Origin of the sequence: Rhodococcus parequi (assembly GCF_046042785.1) — a bacterium.
Lineage (GTDB): Bacteria > Actinomycetota > Actinomycetes > Mycobacteriales > Mycobacteriaceae > Prescottella > Prescottella parequi.
In genome coordinates, this window is the sequence record NZ_JBDLNV010000002.1 from 548,257 (window position 1) to 561,953 (window position 13,697).

General features: G+C 69.3%; 15 protein-coding genes. 10 read left to right on the forward strand and 5 right to left on the reverse strand.

Annotated elements, in window-relative coordinates; genetic code table 11:
* Nucleotides 1-123: 123 nt before the first annotated feature.
* From ABEU20_RS06740 to ABEU20_RS06750, 3 genes are read left to right on the forward strand one after another with little or no spacing between them, the layout of a single operon-like run.
* Nucleotides 124-1,314 carry a phosphotransferase family protein gene (locus ABEU20_RS06740; RefSeq protein ID WP_420163624.1) on the forward strand — a complete coding sequence of 397 codons (1,191 nt, stop codon included), beginning with the start codon at nt 124-126 and terminating at the stop codon, nt 1,312-1,314.
* Nucleotides 1,314-2,474: a hypothetical protein gene (locus tag ABEU20_RS06745; RefSeq protein WP_420163625.1), complete on the forward strand. Its 1,161-nt coding sequence runs from the start codon at nt 1,314-1,316 to the stop codon at nt 2,472-2,474. Before ABEU20_RS06740 ends, ABEU20_RS06745 begins: the two co-directional genes overlap by 1 nt.
* Before the next feature lie 39 nt (nt 2,475-2,513).
* Nucleotides 2,514-3,458, forward strand: a complete 945-nt coding sequence (locus ABEU20_RS06750; RefSeq protein ID WP_420163626.1) for a tyrosine-protein phosphatase — start codon at nt 2,514-2,516, stop codon at nt 3,456-3,458.
* 68 nt (nt 3,459-3,526) lie between these two features.
* On the opposite strand, the gene ABEU20_RS06755 is transcribed toward ABEU20_RS06750, so the two are convergent.
* Nucleotides 3,527-3,898, reverse strand: a complete 372-nt coding sequence (locus ABEU20_RS06755; RefSeq protein ID WP_420163627.1) for a hypothetical protein — start codon at nt 3,896-3,898, stop codon at nt 3,527-3,529.
* A gap of 92 nt (nt 3,899-3,990) precedes the next feature.
* On the opposite strand from ABEU20_RS06755, the gene ABEU20_RS06760 reads away from it, so the two are divergent.
* From ABEU20_RS06760 to ABEU20_RS06775, 4 genes are all read left to right on the forward strand, one after another.
* The gene (locus tag ABEU20_RS06760) at nt 3,991-4,398 is read left to right on the forward strand and encodes a VOC family protein (protein ID WP_420163628.1); all 408 of its coding nucleotides are present in this window, start codon (nt 3,991-3,993) and stop codon (nt 4,396-4,398) included.
* 92 nt (nt 4,399-4,490) lie between these two features.
* Nucleotides 4,491-5,225: a polyprenol monophosphomannose synthase gene (locus ABEU20_RS06765; RefSeq protein WP_420163629.1), complete on the forward strand. Its 735-nt coding sequence runs from the start codon at nt 4,491-4,493 to the stop codon at nt 5,223-5,225.
* Nucleotides 5,226-5,297: 72 nt separating this feature from the next.
* Entirely contained in the window at nt 5,298-6,503 is a 1,206-nt protein-coding gene (locus ABEU20_RS06770; RefSeq protein WP_420163630.1) for a GNAT family N-acetyltransferase, read from the forward strand.
* A gap of 99 nt (nt 6,504-6,602) precedes the next feature.
* Nucleotides 6,603-7,010, forward strand: a complete 408-nt coding sequence (locus ABEU20_RS06775) for a hypothetical protein (protein WP_420163631.1) — start codon at nt 6,603-6,605, stop codon at nt 7,008-7,010.
* A gap of 25 nt (nt 7,011-7,035) precedes the next feature.
* Here the strand turns inward: ABEU20_RS06775 and ABEU20_RS06780 are convergent, their stop codons facing one another.
* A complete protein-coding gene (locus ABEU20_RS06780; protein WP_420163632.1) occupies nt 7,036-7,893 on the reverse strand; it encodes a LysR family transcriptional regulator in 858 nt (285 codons plus the stop codon).
* An 84-nt stretch (nt 7,894-7,977) separates the two neighbouring features.
* Here ABEU20_RS06780 and ABEU20_RS06785 point away from each other — a divergent pair, with 84 nt between their 5' ends.
* Nucleotides 7,978-9,111 (forward strand): YbfB/YjiJ family MFS transporter, encoded by a 1,134-nt coding sequence (locus ABEU20_RS06785; protein ID WP_420163633.1) that lies wholly within the window; start codon nt 7,978-7,980, stop codon nt 9,109-9,111.
* Here the strand turns inward: ABEU20_RS06785 and ABEU20_RS06790 are convergent.
* Nucleotides 9,082-9,672: a TetR/AcrR family transcriptional regulator gene (locus tag ABEU20_RS06790; protein ID WP_420163634.1), complete on the reverse strand. Its 591-nt coding sequence runs from the start codon at nt 9,670-9,672 to the stop codon at nt 9,082-9,084. The genes ABEU20_RS06785 and ABEU20_RS06790 overlap by 30 nt on opposite strands.
* A gap of 62 nt (nt 9,673-9,734) precedes the next feature.
* On the opposite strand from ABEU20_RS06790, the gene ABEU20_RS06795 reads away from it, so the two are divergent.
* Both ABEU20_RS06795 and ABEU20_RS06800 read left to right on the forward strand, forming a co-directional pair.
* Complete coding sequence (locus ABEU20_RS06795; RefSeq protein ID WP_420163635.1) at nt 9,735-10,337, forward strand: LOG family protein; 603 nt, start codon at nt 9,735-9,737, stop codon at nt 10,335-10,337.
* Complete coding sequence (locus ABEU20_RS06800) at nt 10,334-10,780, forward strand: nucleotide triphosphate diphosphatase NUDT15 (protein WP_420163636.1); 447 nt, start codon at nt 10,334-10,336, stop codon at nt 10,778-10,780. Before ABEU20_RS06795 ends, ABEU20_RS06800 begins: the two co-directional genes overlap by 4 nt.
* Here ABEU20_RS06800 and ABEU20_RS06805 read toward each other — a convergent pair.
* Nucleotides 10,767-12,389: a long-chain fatty acid--CoA ligase gene (locus tag ABEU20_RS06805; protein WP_420163637.1), complete on the reverse strand. Its 1,623-nt coding sequence runs from the start codon at nt 12,387-12,389 to the stop codon at nt 10,767-10,769. The two genes, ABEU20_RS06800 and ABEU20_RS06805, sit on opposite strands and share 14 nt — an antisense overlap.
* Nucleotides 12,390-12,496: 107 nt before the next feature.
* Complete coding sequence (locus ABEU20_RS06810; RefSeq protein WP_420163638.1) at nt 12,497-13,633, reverse strand: amidohydrolase family protein; 1,137 nt, start codon at nt 13,631-13,633, stop codon at nt 12,497-12,499.
* Nucleotides 13,634-13,697 lie beyond the last annotated feature (64 nt).

Consider the following 13,697-nt stretch of genomic DNA (forward strand, 5'->3'; position numbering starts at 1 on the left):
GCGCCCCGCCGACACCCCGGGGCCGTCGACCGATCTGCCGCTGGACCGTTCCACCGCAGCACCCCCGCATTTCAGAAACGACTGCGAGGCGACGACCGCCTCCCGACCATCGAAGGGTCGCCCATGAGTTTCGAGTACACGACCGACGACCGCGACTACTCGGAGATGGCCAGGCCCGGCGAATCCCGTACGGATCCCGCCGAGTTGGCTACTCGCCTGCAGGGCTGGCTGCGCACCAAACTGCCTTCCGACGCGGAGCCCGAGGTGACCGACGTCCAGGTGCCGGCCGCGAACGGCATGTCCAACGAGACGATCCTGTTCGACGCCGTGTGGCACGAGGACGGCGAACGACGCCACCACTATCTGGTGGCCCGCATCGCACCCGCACCGTCGGGAGTACCGATCTTCCCGTCGTACGACCTCGACCAGCAGTTCGAGGTGATCAAGGCGGTCGGCGCGCACTCCCCGGTGCCGGTGCCGCGGGTGTACTGGTCCGAGACCTCGCCCGACGCGCTCGGCGGCGAGTTCTTCGTGATGGAACGCCTCGACGGCGAGGTCCCGCCGGACGTGATGCCCTACAACTTCGGCGATTCCTGGCTGTTCGCGGGTTCCCCCGACGACCGGCGGCGCCTGCAGGACGCGTCGGTTCGTATCCTCGCCGAACTGCACGCGATAGCCACACCGGCGCAGCTGTTTCCGAGCCTCGTACCGGAGGGCTCCGCCGAGGCAGTCACCGCGGATGCCGCGCTCCGCGCGCACGTCGACGGCCAGCGCCGCTACTACGAGTGGGCAACCGAGACCGGTCCGCGCTCGCCGCTGATCGAGCGCGGTCTCGACTGGTTGGACGCCCACTGGCCCGACGTCAGCGGCCCCGCCGTGCTGTGCTGGGGCGACTCCCGGATCGGGAACATCATCTACCGCGACTTCGAACCCGTCGCGGTGCTCGACTGGGAGATGGCCACGCTCGGCCCGCGCGAGATGGACCTGGCCTGGATGATCTTCATCCACAGGTTCTTCGAGGATCTGGCCACGATGGCCGGGCTGCCCGGACTGCCCGAGTTCCTGCGCCGGGACGACGTCGCGGCCACCTACCGCGATCTCACCGGTCACGAGGCCCGCGACCTCGAGTTCTACACGCTGTACGCCGCACTCCGGCACGCGATCATCATGTTCCGCGTGCAGAGTCGTGCCGTCGCGTTCGGCCAGGCCGAGGCGCCCGCGGACCCGGACGACATGATCCTGCACCGCAAGACGCTCGAGGAGATGCTCGACGGCGTCTACTGGCCCCGCATCGACAGCGAAGGAGTGGCGTGATGCTCTCACCGATGGACGACTACCCGGTCCACCAGATCGCCGAACCGATCCGCCACGTCGGCACGTCCGACCGCAACTTCTACGACCGCTACTACTTCAACTGCCACCCGGGCCTCGACTACGACGGGGAACCTTTGTTCCTCATCATCGGCCTGGGGCAGTATCCCAATCTCGGTGTGACGGACGGCTTCGCGGTGCTGCGCCGCGGCAACGACCACATCGTGGCCCGCGCGTCGAAGGCGCTCGGATCGGACCGCATGGACGTCTCGGTGGGACCGCTGCGGATCGAGGTCCTCGAGGGGCTGCACCGCCTGCGCGTCGTCCTCGAGCCCACCCCCGAGGCACCCGACCTGTCGTTCGATCTCGTCTTCGAGTCGGATGTGCCGGCAGCGTTGGAGGCCAGGCACTTCCACCGACAGCTCGAGCGCGTCACGTTCGACACGCAGCGATTCGTACAGACCGGACGCTGGAGCGGAACCCTCACCGTCGACGGCGAGACCATCGACGTCACCCCGGACACGTGGCGCGGCAACCGCGACCGCTCGTGGGGCGTGCGGCCCGTCGGCGAGGCGGAACCGCCCGGACGGCGCGCCGATCCGGCGATCGCGGGCGAACAGAACTTCTTCTGGATCTACACGATCATGCAGTTCGACGGCTTCTCGATCGTCGCGATCATGCAGGAGGACCGGCAGGGCCGCCGGATCGTGCAGGACGCGACGCGGGTGTGGGCCGACCGGACCCGCGAACCCGAGTGGCTCGGCCGACCCGAACACGACCTGACGTTCGTCCCCGGGGGGCGTGAGGTGGCGTCGGCCACGCTGACGTTCCACCGACCCGACGGATACGGGAAGCCCGATCGAATCCTCACCGTCGCTTGCGAACCCCTCCTTCCCCACTATCTGGGTGTGGGCACCGGGTACGGCCTCGAGCAGGACTGGCGGCACGGCATGTGGCAGGGCGAACTCGTCGTGCAGGGTGTCCGCGAGAAGGTCGCCGACATCGAGGCGTGGAAGAAGATGTTCTGCCCCGTCGACAACCTCGCGCGGTTCACGCTCGTGGAGGACGGTGACAGCACCGTGGGCTCCGGCCTGTTCGAGGTCGGCATCATCGGCCCGTACGACCGGTACGGCTTCACCGGAATGGCCGACGTCGCGAACTGATCCACCCACGCCGCTTTCCCACCCCCGAAAGGAACCGTCATGAGGATCGCTTCCTCACGTGTGCTCGTGCGGACTGCCACATCGGCCACCACCGTTCTCCTCGCCGGAGGACTGCTGTTCGCCGGGACCGGTGCGGCCACCGCGCTCGATCTCGGTTCGCTCGCGTCCGGCTCGCTCGGCTCCCTCGACACCGGAACGACAGCGCCCCTTGCCCCGACGCCACACCTGGCGTCGATCGCGAACTTCCGCGACGTCGGCGGTAACGACGGGGACGGGTACGCCACCGGTTTCGGGCGGCACCTGCAGCGCGGAGTCGTGTACCGGGCCAACGCCCTGTCGTCGGCCACCGACGCCGATCTGCAGACACTGACGGACCTCGGCCTGATCTCCGTCCTCGACATGCGCGGCCAGTCGGAGATCGACAATCCGTTCGTCGGTGGCCCCGACAGGATCCCGGCGGGCGCCGACTACACCCACATCCCCATCGATTTCGGGGATCTGGTGCAGTTGGCGCAGACCATCCAGTCGCCCGAGCAGGGGCGCCAGTACATGGTGGACGCGAACCGTAGCTTCGTGACCGACCCGGCCAAGCGGGCCGCATTCAAGCAGGTGCTGACGGACATCGCGCACGCCTCCGGCCCGGTGGTGTTCCACTGTTCGGCGGGCAAGGATCGCACCGGCTGGGTGGCGGCACTGTTGCAGCGGCTCGGCGGGGCGTCCGCCGAGACCGTCATGGCCGACTACCTCGAGAGCAACGACTATCTGGCGGACGTGAACGCCCGAACGCTCGCGCAGATCCGCGGCGCGCTCGGCGAGCAGGCTGCGCTCAACCTGACGCCGGTCCTCGGCGTCGAGGCAGGTTTCCTCGAAGCCGGACTCGCGCAGGTCATGTCCGACTACGGAAGCATCGACGGCTACCTGACCGAGGGTCTGGGCCTCGACCCGCTCACGATCGTCGAGTTGGCAACCAAGATGCGGGCCTGAGCCCGACCGAAACCTCGGAGCTCGGCCGGTCCTGCCCCCGATCGGGACCGTCCGAGCTCCGATCCAGTTCAGCTACGTACCGCTGTGCGCCGACGTGCCATGACAGCCGTCGCGACCAGCGCCGCTCCGAGCCCGACGAGCGATACCGACTGCGCGGTCGTCACGTCCACCCAGGCCGGCAGGGCCAGCACGAACACCGCCGCGACCGCGGTGGACACCGTCGCGGCCGTCGACGCCCGCGCCCGCAACGCTGCGCACACCAGCACCGCGATCACCGCGGCGACGGAGGCGGCCCACTGCACCGTCGTGTGAAACCAGATGCCGCCGGCCCCCTCGAGCACGAGCGTGTCGTTCGGTTCCGATTCGAGGATCGCGAACCCGGCGACGAACGCGCCGACGAGGGCCGCGAGGGCCGGGCCGAGGCGGTCGATGATCTTCACCGACCGAACCTATCCGCGCCCGGGCCCGTCGGCGGTAGCGTCGATGCTGCGATACCGATCGAGTACGTACCGGCGACCCTCAGGAGCATCCCGTGGCATCTCGTCTCAACCCGTACATCAGCTTTCCCGGCACCGCGCGTGACGCGATGGAGTTCTACAAGGACGTCTTCGGCGGCACCCTGAACATGAGCACCTTCGGGGAGTTCGGGGCACCGGCCCCCGAGGACCAGATCATGCACGCCACGCTCGAGACCGGCAGCGGCTTCACGATCATGGGCGCGGACATTCCGCCCGGTATGGAACGCACGCACGGCACCGACATGGCGGTGAGCCTGAGCGGCGACGACGCCGACGAACTGCGCGGCTACTGGACCGCGCTGTCCGGGTCCGGCACCGTGGACGTGCCCCTCGAGAAGCAGATGTGGGGCGACACGTTCGGCGCCTGTACCGACCGCTTCGGGATCTCGTGGATGGTGAATATCACGGAACCGGCGTCCTGACCGCAACAAAACTCCAGGTGAGTTGCTATCGACTCCATTCATGACCACACTCGCCTTTGGCCTAGACGACAGAGCGTGATCAGGAAGGTCCCATGGACAGCAGCTCGCCGAAGACGACCGTCGTTGTACCTACATACAACGAACGCGACAATCTGCCCAAGCTCGTCGAGCTGCTGGCGGCGCTGGAGGTCCCGAACCTGCACCTGCTCGTCGTCGACGACAACTCCCCCGACGGCACCGGCGACGTCGCGGAGAAGCTCGCGATCGACTCTTCCCTCCCCATCGGGGTGCTGCACCGCACCGAGAAGGACGGCCTGGGCCGCGCATACGTGGCCGGCATGACCCGCGCGCTCGCCGAGGGCGCCGACATCGTCGTGCAGATGGACGCCGACCTGTCGCACCCCGCCGAGGTGATCCCGACGATGATCCGCACACTGACCACCACGGACGCGGCGGTCGTCCTCGGTTCGCGATACGTGCCGGGCGGCGCCGTCGCGAGCGACTGGCCGTGGCACCGCAAGGCCCTGTCGGCGTGGGCGAACTTCTACGTCAACGCGATCCTGCGGCTCGGTGTCAAGGATGCGACCGCGGGCTTCAAGGCGTGGCACGCGCGCACCCTCGAGGCGATCGACGTGGCGTCGATCCACAGCAACGGGTACTCGTTCCAGGTGGAGATGAACTACCGGACCACGAGTCGCGGCATGCGGATCGCCGAGGTTCCGATCCGCTTCGAGGAGCGCATCGAGGGCGTCTCGAAGATGAGCCTGGGGGTCCAGCTCGAGTCGGCGCTGGTGCCGTGGAAGCTGCGGTTCGGCAAGAAGCGCTGAGCGCCGCCGTCGCACCGCCCCCGGTCGAAAATGACGGGCGTTCGCGACGGATTCCTGCCAACATCGGCAATCATGATGTCTGCAGACGGTATCCGGGTCCGCGCCGCCACCGAGAGCGACTGGCCGGCGATCGAACTTCTCGACGCCGTCGGGTTCGGCTATCACCCGGCGGAGCCGGATCGGTCCCTCGGTAGGGCACTGAACCGGATCGATGACATCGTCCTCGCCACCGACGACGGCAACCCGGTCGGTGTCGCGCTCCACCTGCCGCTCGAGATCACGCTGCCCGGCGGACACCGGTCGGCCACACGCGGCGTCTCCTGGGTTTCGGTGGCGCCGACCCACCGGCGTCGCGGCGTGCTCCGTGCGATGTTCACCCACCTGCATCGGGAGATCGCGGCCACCGGTGTGTCGCTGGCCGCACTGACCGCGAGCGAGGCCGGAATCTACGGCCGGTTCGGCTACGGCCCGGCCACCGTCGTGTCCGACGTGACGATCGATCGCCGCTTCGCGCGCTTCCGCGACGACGCACCCGACCCGGGCGGCGTCCGGGTGGTGGACGCGGACACGGCCGCGCGGCACCTGCCCGACGTCTACGACCGCTGGCGACGCATCACGCCCGGGGCTCAGGAGCGGCCGAAACCTCACTGGGAGTTCACGTTCACCGATCCGGAGTCGGGTCGCGGCGGTGGTACGGCGTTGTTCTTCCTGCTGCACCCCGACGGTTACGCCATGTTCCGTCGGCGCGGTGAAGGCGATGCCCGTACCGCGGTCGTCGAGGAGTTGGTCGCGGTCACCGACGATGCCCACGCCGCGCTCTGGCGGGCCCTGTGCGGTCTGGACCTGACGGTCCGGATCGAGGCGAGCATGCACGCCGAGGACCCCCTCCGATGGATGCTCACCGATCCTCGTCTGGTGCGCACCACCCGGGTCGTCGACGACCTCTGGCTGCGCGTCATGGATGTACCTGCGGCCCTCGAGGCACGCACGTACGCCCTCGACCTCGACACCGTCGTCGAGGTCCGCGACCCGTACCTGGATGCCGGGGGGACGTACGCGTTGACGGTGCGGGACGGGCACGCGGAGTGCCGGCGCACCGATGCGTCGCCCCGCATCTCACTCGGTCTCGATGTGCTGGGCAGCCTGTATCTCGGTGGCTACCACGCCCGCCCGTTCGCGGCGGCCGGACGCGTGCAGGCGGCGTCGGACCGCGAGTTGGCGCACTTCGATGCGGCGTTCCGCGCGGAGCGTCCGGCGGTGCTCGGATGGGGCTTCTGAGTACGGATTTCACCCGGTGCGGGTGAAATCCGCCGTCCGCCCGAGCCGATAGCGTGGTGGCGTCGCATGATCCATCGCTGTCGACACGAAGGGATTCGCATGAGCCTCCCCCGCAGGTCCGTCGCCCTCGCAGCGTTCGCCGGGGCGGCCTGCCTGGCCTTCGCTCCCACCGCGTCCGCCGCGACGACCTACGCGGTCACCGTCGTTCCCCCGATCGGCACCGTCTTCGGCGGCACGATCACGACCCTGGCGGTGCTCGTGGGCCCCGTGCCGTCGGGCGCCGACGCCACCACCCCGGTGATTCTCGAACTCACCGAACCCGACGGCGACACGAACAGCTTCACGATTCCGCTGACCCTGGGCGGCGCTACCCAGGTCGTCCGGGTCCATGAGCCGGGTCGCTACACGGCGGTCGCCACCTTCGCGCCGCCGTCGAACGACACCGCGACCACCACGATGCAGTTCGACGTGACACCGTCGCCGTTCGGGTTCGGCAGCGCGTCGTAGCAGGCACCGGCTGACACGTCGCGCCTCAGCGCCGTATGCGGTGAGCCTCGGTCAGCGCACAGTCCAGCAGGACGCGCAGAAGTGGAGTCACCCGGGACGCGACGTACACCAGGCTCACCGCCGTCGGCGCGGCGTCCTCGATGTCGACGAAGCGGACGTTGTGATGGTGCACCCGACGTCTCGCCGCGATCGGCACGGCTCCGACGCCTCGATCGGTCGCGACCAGCTCGAGCCACTCGTCGAAGTTGGTGCAGGTCACGATCTCCCGGCCGGGGTCGGGCTGGGCCCACGAATCGGCGCGGGTCGTCCCGGTCAGGGTGTTGACCACCAGCGGGTACCGCCCCAACTCGTCCCACGTCACCGTGTCCCGCTCCGCGAGGGGTGAGCGGGCGCTGACGGCAGCGATCCGGGGCTCCGAGAACAGGTGGTGCACGGCGAGGGCGCCGCTGTGCACCTCGCCGCGCATCACCGCGGCGTCCACGACGCCGTCCCGCAGCGCCGCGGCCGGGTCGTCGCACCGCTGCAGCAGCACGCGCGCACCCGAGCGTTCCTCGCACGCGGCGATCGTGTCGTGCGCCCACGGGTCGGGGAGCAGCCAGCTGAAACCCAGCCGCACCGTCCGATGGCTCTGCGCGGATGCGATCGCGGCGTCCAGATCGCCCAGCACGTGACGAACGCGTTCGGCGAACCCCCACCCGTCCTCGGTGGGCACCATCGAGCGCGACGTCCGCTCCAGCAGTCGGGTCCCGAGCGTCGCCTCGAGCTGCTGGATGGTGCGCGTCAGCGCCGGCTGCGTGATGTTCAGTCGCTCGGCGGCGGCCGTGAAGGTTCCGGCGTCGATCACCGCGACCAACGCCCGCAGATGCCGCAACTCCACATTCATAACTGTCAAGCATAGATGCGGACGAAAGGGCATTTCCGCGCGATCACCGGGCCGCATAGCGTCGAAGCGACGAAGGGGGAAGACATGGTCGCGCCCGTGCGAACCGACAGCGGGACTCCCACCCGCCACACCCGCGCGACGGTGGTGCGCGCTGCCGCCGGGCTCGCCGCCGCGATGGGGGTCGGGCGATTCGTGTACACCCCTCTGCTCCCGTTGATGCAGGAGCAGACCGCCGTCTCGCACTCCGACACCGCGCTCGTCGCCACCGCCAACTACCTCGGCTACTTCCTGGGTGCGATCGCGCTGGCCGTGTACCCGGCCGGTGCGCGCTCACGCATCGTCTTCTGTGCGTCGATCGTCGCGCTCGTCGCGAGCGAACTCGCGATGGCCTCCGGAACGGACGTGCGGGTGTGGCTGCTCGCGCGCGTCGTGGCGGGGGTAGCGAGCGCCGCGGTCTTCGTCTATTGCGCCACGGCGGTGGCCGGCCATCCGTCGGCCGGGGTGACGTTCACCGGCGTCGGGGTCGGCATCGCGACGTCCGGTGTTCTGGTCGCGGTGCTGGGGCCGGTGGTGTCGTGGAACCAGTTGTGGATCGTCGCCGCGGCGACCACGATCGGCTACGCCGCAGTCGCGTGGACCCTGCCGCCGGGTTCCCCGCCGCCGACTCACGACGGACGCCCACCCCGCCGATCACCGTCGGTGCGCTGGTGGACGCTCGGCGCCGCCTACTTCCTGGAGGGCCTCGGCTACATCATCCTCGGCACCTTCCTGGTCGCGGCGGTGTCCATGGGCGGCGAGGCGTGGACCGGCCCCGCCGCATGGGTGGTGGTCGGACTCGCCGCGGTGCCGTCCCCGCTCCTGTGGGCGCGCGCCCTACGACGCTGGTCGGCCGAATCGCTTCTTACCGTGGCGCTGCTGCTCCAGGCGGTGTCGGCACTGCTGCCCGCACTGGTCGACGGCCCCGTCGCGGCCGTGGTGGCCGCCGTGCTGTTCGGCGGAACGTTCATGGGCATCACGCTGTTGGCCATGGATTCGGGCCTCGGACTGGGCATTCCGCGAGCGGCGGCCGCGCTGACGGCAATCTACGGGCTCGGCCAGATCCTCGGGCCGCTCGTCGTGGCGCCGATGCTGGGCGACGGGTTCCGCGCTGCGTTCGTCTGCGCCGCAGCCGTTCTCGTGGCGGCGGCCCTACTCGCGGGCGCCACCCGCCGGCGGTAGCAGCAGGTCGACCACGCGCTCGGCGAGGTCGGCGTCGACCAGGCCACCGGTGACCACCTGGCGGTAGAACACCGCACCGGCGAGCGTGTCCATGAACAGGTCCACATCGAGATGGTCCGGGAGATCTCCCCGCGCCACTCCCCTCTCGATCACCGCCGCGCAGTTGGCCCGGCGTTCGGCGAGGAACGCGCCCCGGAACGCGCCGAGCCCCTCGGGCGTCCGGGCGAGGTCACTGATGAGGGCGGGCATCGCGACCCCGAGCGGTGTCTCCGCATAGTTGCGCACGGTGCCGGTCAGCCACTGCACCAGATCGGAGCGCGTGCTGCCGGTGTCGGGCACCGGCCCGGTGTCCATCAGTGCCGCGAGCGCGTCCGCGACGAGTTGGGGCTTGCCCGACCACCAGCGGTACAGCGTGGTCTTGTGCACACCGCTGGCCTCCGCGATGCGCTCGACCGTCAGCTGCGCGTAGGGCGTCACCGTCAGTTCGTCGACGACGGTCTGCAGCACGAGGTCGCGCTTACGTGGGCCGCCGCGTCGCGGCTCGGCACTGGATACCGGCATGCGGGCATGCTGCCACTCGATAGAATGCAACGCAACGTTGCGTTGTATTTCGAGGGAGTGGAATGAGGATCACCGCGTTCATGGGGTCGGCCACCGGCCACGACCCCGCCCACCTGCAGACGGCGAGCGAGTTCGGCCGCGATCTCGCCGCGGCCGGGATCGGGTTGGTCTACGGCGGCGGGCGCGTCGGGCTCATGGGTGCGGTGGCCGACGCGGTCGTCGCCGGCGGCGGCGAGACCGTGGGCGTCATTCCGAGGCATCTCGCGGACAAGGAGATCGCGCATCCGGGACTGACGACACTCGAGGTCGTCGAATCGATGCACGCCCGCAAACAGCGCATGGCCGAACTCGCAGACGCCTTCGTGGTGTTGCCCGGCGGCGCCGGAACGCTCGACGAATTCTTCGAGATCTGGACCTGGCAGCAGCTCGGGCTGCACAGCAAGCCGGTGTTCCTCCTCGACGCGGGCGGTTTCTGGCAGCCCCTCGTCGCACTCATCGAGCACCTCGTCGACGCCGGGTTCGTGGGCGCCTACCAGCGGGACGCTCTGCTCGTCGCCACCGACCTCGACGACGTTCGGACCGCCATGACGACGTGGTCCCCGCCCGCCCCGAAGTGGTCCGGGGCCGGCGAGTCCACCAGCGACACCGACCTCGAACGCGCATGACTGCGGAGCGCCCCGTCGTCGGTGTCGGCATCATCGTCGAGAGGCCGGACGGCCGAATCCTGCTGGGCCGCCGCGTCAAACCGGCCGAGCCCGAGACGTGGTGCCTGCCCGGCGGTCACCTCGAGGCCGGGGAGACGGTCGAACAGGCCGCCCGGCGGGAGTGTTTCGAGGAGTCCGGGATCGCCGACTCCACCGACGCCACCACGTATGTCGCCGTGGTGGACTCCGGTTCTCCGCGGGGCGGCGTCGTGTTCGGTGTGCATGCGCGGAGCACCGGTGCCCCGACGGGACCCGGTGAACCGCACATCTTTCCGGAGTGGATCTGGGCCGACCCGGCGGACCTGCCGCGCCCGCTCTTTCCCGCGAGCGACGCGCTACTGCGCGCGTGGACCGGGGCGCCCCCTGATCCGGCGTGGCAGGTCCTGCGGGTCAGAGCCGGGTGATGTCGAGGTTGCCGTCGTGGAAGTCGGCGCGCAGGCGTTTCTTGTCGAACTTGCCGACGCTGGTCTTGGGGACCTCCTGGATCTGCGCCCAGTTCTCCGGGAGCTGCCACTTGGCGACCTTGTCGGCCAGGAAGTCCCGCACCTGATCGACGGTGGTGTCGCTGCCCTCGCGCAGCACCACCGCCACCAGCGGACGCTCGTCCCACTTCTCGTCCGGAATACCGATCACCGCGGCCTCGGCCACGGCCGGATGCCCCATCACCGCATTCTCGAGGTCGACCGAGGAAATCCACTCACCACCGGACTTGATGATGTCCTTCGTGCGGTCCGACAACGTCAGATACCCGTCCGCGGTGATGGATCCGACGTCACCGGTGCGCAGCCAACCGTCGCGGAACTTGTCCGGCGCCTCGACCCCGTAGTACGACGCGGTGATCCACGGCCCACGAACCTCGAGCTCACCGATCCCGACGCCGTCGTGGGGCACCGTGTTGCCGTCGTCGTCGATCAGACGCGCCTGCACCGACGCCGGGAACCGGCCCTGCGTGTACCGGTACTTCCACCGCTCCTCGCCCTTCGCGTCGGCCGGCGGACGAGCGACCGACCCGAGCGGCGACGTCTCGGTCATCCCCCACGCATGCAACACCGACACCTCGTGATCGGTGTCGAACGCGTGCATCAGCGACGGCGGCACCGCCGCCCCGCCGATCAGCACCTCACGCATCGACGAGATGTCCTGCGGATGATGCTCGAGATGCAGATGCAGACCCTGCCAGATCGTCGGCACCGCGGCCGCGAACGTCGGCCGCTCCGACGCGATCAACTCCGCCAACGGCGCCGGCTGCAGGAACCGGTCCGGCATGATCAACGACGCACCGATCATGAACGCCGCATACGGCAGTCCCCACGACATCGCATGGAACTGCGGCACCACCGCGAGCGCCCGATCACCCTGCCTCAGGTTCGGCCCGTCGCTCATGCACACCTGCATCGAATGCAGATAGATCGACCGGTGGGAGTAGACGACGCCCTTCGGGTCACCCGTGGTGCCGGACGTGTAACACATTGCCGCCGCGGCACGCTCGTCGAGCTCGGGCCAGTCGTACTCGGTCGACTCCCCGGCGATCAGGCCCTCGTAGGTGTGCACCGTGATGCCCTCGGGCGCCTCGAGCCCGGCCGCCGACTCGCCCGTGACGATCACATGCTCGACAGTCTCGAGCTGCGGCAGCTGCGGCGCCAACAGCGGGACCAGCGTCGCATCGACGATGATCACCCGATCCTCGGCATGGTTGGCGACATGAACCAACTGCTCCGGGAACAACCGGATGTTGAGCGTGTGGAGCACAGCCCCCATCGACGGCACCGCAAGATACGCCTCGAGATGCTCGGCGTTGTTCCACATGAACGTCGCGACCCGATCGTCACCCTCGACACCCAACCCACGCAGCGCATGCGCCAACTGCGCACACCGGCGCCCGACCTCCGCATACGTCCGACGCCGCGGACCCGACTCCGTCCAGGTGACCACCTCGGCGTCCGCGTGAACGGTACTACCGTGCCGCAACAGCTGCGCGATGGAAAGAGGTAAATCATTCATCGTACTAAGCATTCACGGCTCCTCGCTCGATCCACGCCGCATGCGGCGTGCCGGTGTGGGCCGAAACTATGCCATGTGAGAGACCCGGATCACAGACCCCCGGTTCCTGGCGTTTCGGACTAATCGGTCGGTGGAGCGCTGGGTCCGAGCCGGTAGGCGCGGTGGGCGTTCCCGCCGGCGATCATCCGCGCGGCCCGCCGGGCATCCGCACGGGACCAGTTGCCCTCAGCCGACTCGGCGTCGAGCACAACCGCGAGGGCTCGGCGGAATCGCACGGCGGCGACGTGGAACAGTTCGGGCAGCCCGCAGCCGTCGGTGGAGAAGAGCACCGACCCGATCGGCGCGAGTTCCAGCAACTCCGCGAGGACGCGGGCCGCTCCCCCGCCGCCGACGTTCTGCAACGCGAGCCCGACGTCGACGAACACGTGGTCGAACACCTGCGCCAGATAACCGGCGTGCCGGTGGAACGGGTAATTGTGCAGCAGCATGATCGGAACGTTGCGGTCCGCCGTCGCCCGCAACAGCGGCATGAGCAGCAGCGGGTCGGCTCGGTGCAGATCGGTGTCGGCGTCCCCCAAGCCGACGTGGAACTGGATCGGGAGACCGAGATCGACGGCGGTCCAGATCAAGAAACGGACCAGGGTCTCGTCGTGCAGTCGGACCGGCTTCCCCGCTGCGACCTCCGCGGACCAGCGCGCTGCTGCCGTGAAAACCGCGGCATCGGACGGCCTGTCCGCCTCCAGCCCCAGCCCGACCCGATAGGCCGCAATGCTTTTGAACGCGATCGCGGTGCGGGACGCGGCGACCAACCGAGCGCGGCACGTCGGGGCGAACGCGGCGGCGTTGTGGCCGGAGATCACGTCCTCGGCCACCGATTCGAGCCGCACCACCTCGTGCGCGGCGCCACCCGAGAACGCTGCCAACTCGTCCGGCGTCGTCAGCGCACCCTGCAGAAACCCTGTGTCGACGAGGAATTCGGCTATGCCGGCCGCAGCGAGCAGCCGACGGGTCACCTCGTCGACGCCGAGTTCGGCTCGCCGGTCGAGGTATTCGTCGGGGGCCGCGTGTGCTTCGAGGCCCAGCACCGGCGCGCACAGCCGGCGCACCGCGAACCCGACCTGGGTGTCGAACAGGCGCCCGTGCCACCGTCCGGGCGCCGCAGCCTCGCACAGGAGCGACTCGAACGCCGCCCGGTCGAGCCGTTCGCGCACCACACCGTGGCAGTGATGGTCGACGAGTGGAAGGAGGTCGACCATCTCCGTAATCGAGTCTCCGCCGGGGTCCGGCGGCGTATCGTCCGGTGAGAACGCCACCCTGCCA

Bases quoted from the DNA above. Each gene is read 5' to 3' on its own strand.
- ABEU20_RS06740 (WP_420163624.1), top strand. From the start codon at position 124: ATGAGTTTCGAGTACACGACCGACGACCGCGACTACTCGGAGATGGCC.
- ABEU20_RS06745 (WP_420163625.1), top strand. From the start codon at position 1,314: ATGCTCTCACCGATGGACGACTACCCGGTCCACCAGATCGCCGAACCG.
- ABEU20_RS06750 (WP_420163626.1), top strand. From the start codon at position 2,514: ATGAGGATCGCTTCCTCACGTGTGCTCGTGCGGACTGCCACATCGGCC.
- ABEU20_RS06765 (WP_420163629.1), top strand. From the start codon at position 4,491: ATGGACAGCAGCTCGCCGAAGACGACCGTCGTTGTACCTACATACAAC.
- ABEU20_RS06770 (WP_420163630.1), top strand. From the start codon at position 5,298: ATGATGTCTGCAGACGGTATCCGGGTCCGCGCCGCCACCGAGAGCGAC.
- ABEU20_RS06775 (WP_420163631.1), top strand. From the start codon at position 6,603: ATGAGCCTCCCCCGCAGGTCCGTCGCCCTCGCAGCGTTCGCCGGGGCG.
- ABEU20_RS06780 (WP_420163632.1), bottom strand. From the start codon at position 7,893: ATGAATGTGGAGTTGCGGCATCTGCGGGCGTTGGTCGCGGTGATCGAC.
- ABEU20_RS06785 (WP_420163633.1), top strand. From the start codon at position 7,978: ATGGTCGCGCCCGTGCGAACCGACAGCGGGACTCCCACCCGCCACACC.
- ABEU20_RS06790 (WP_420163634.1), bottom strand. From the start codon at position 9,672: ATGCCGGTATCCAGTGCCGAGCCGCGACGCGGCGGCCCACGTAAGCGC.
- ABEU20_RS06795 (WP_420163635.1), top strand. From the start codon at position 9,735: ATGAGGATCACCGCGTTCATGGGGTCGGCCACCGGCCACGACCCCGCC.
- ABEU20_RS06800 (WP_420163636.1), top strand. From the start codon at position 10,334: ATGACTGCGGAGCGCCCCGTCGTCGGTGTCGGCATCATCGTCGAGAGG.
- ABEU20_RS06805 (WP_420163637.1), bottom strand. From the start codon at position 12,389: ATGCTTAGTACGATGAATGATTTACCTCTTTCCATCGCGCAGCTGTTG.
- ABEU20_RS06810 (WP_420163638.1), bottom strand. From the start codon at position 13,633: ATGGTCGACCTCCTTCCACTCGTCGACCATCACTGCCACGGTGTGGTG.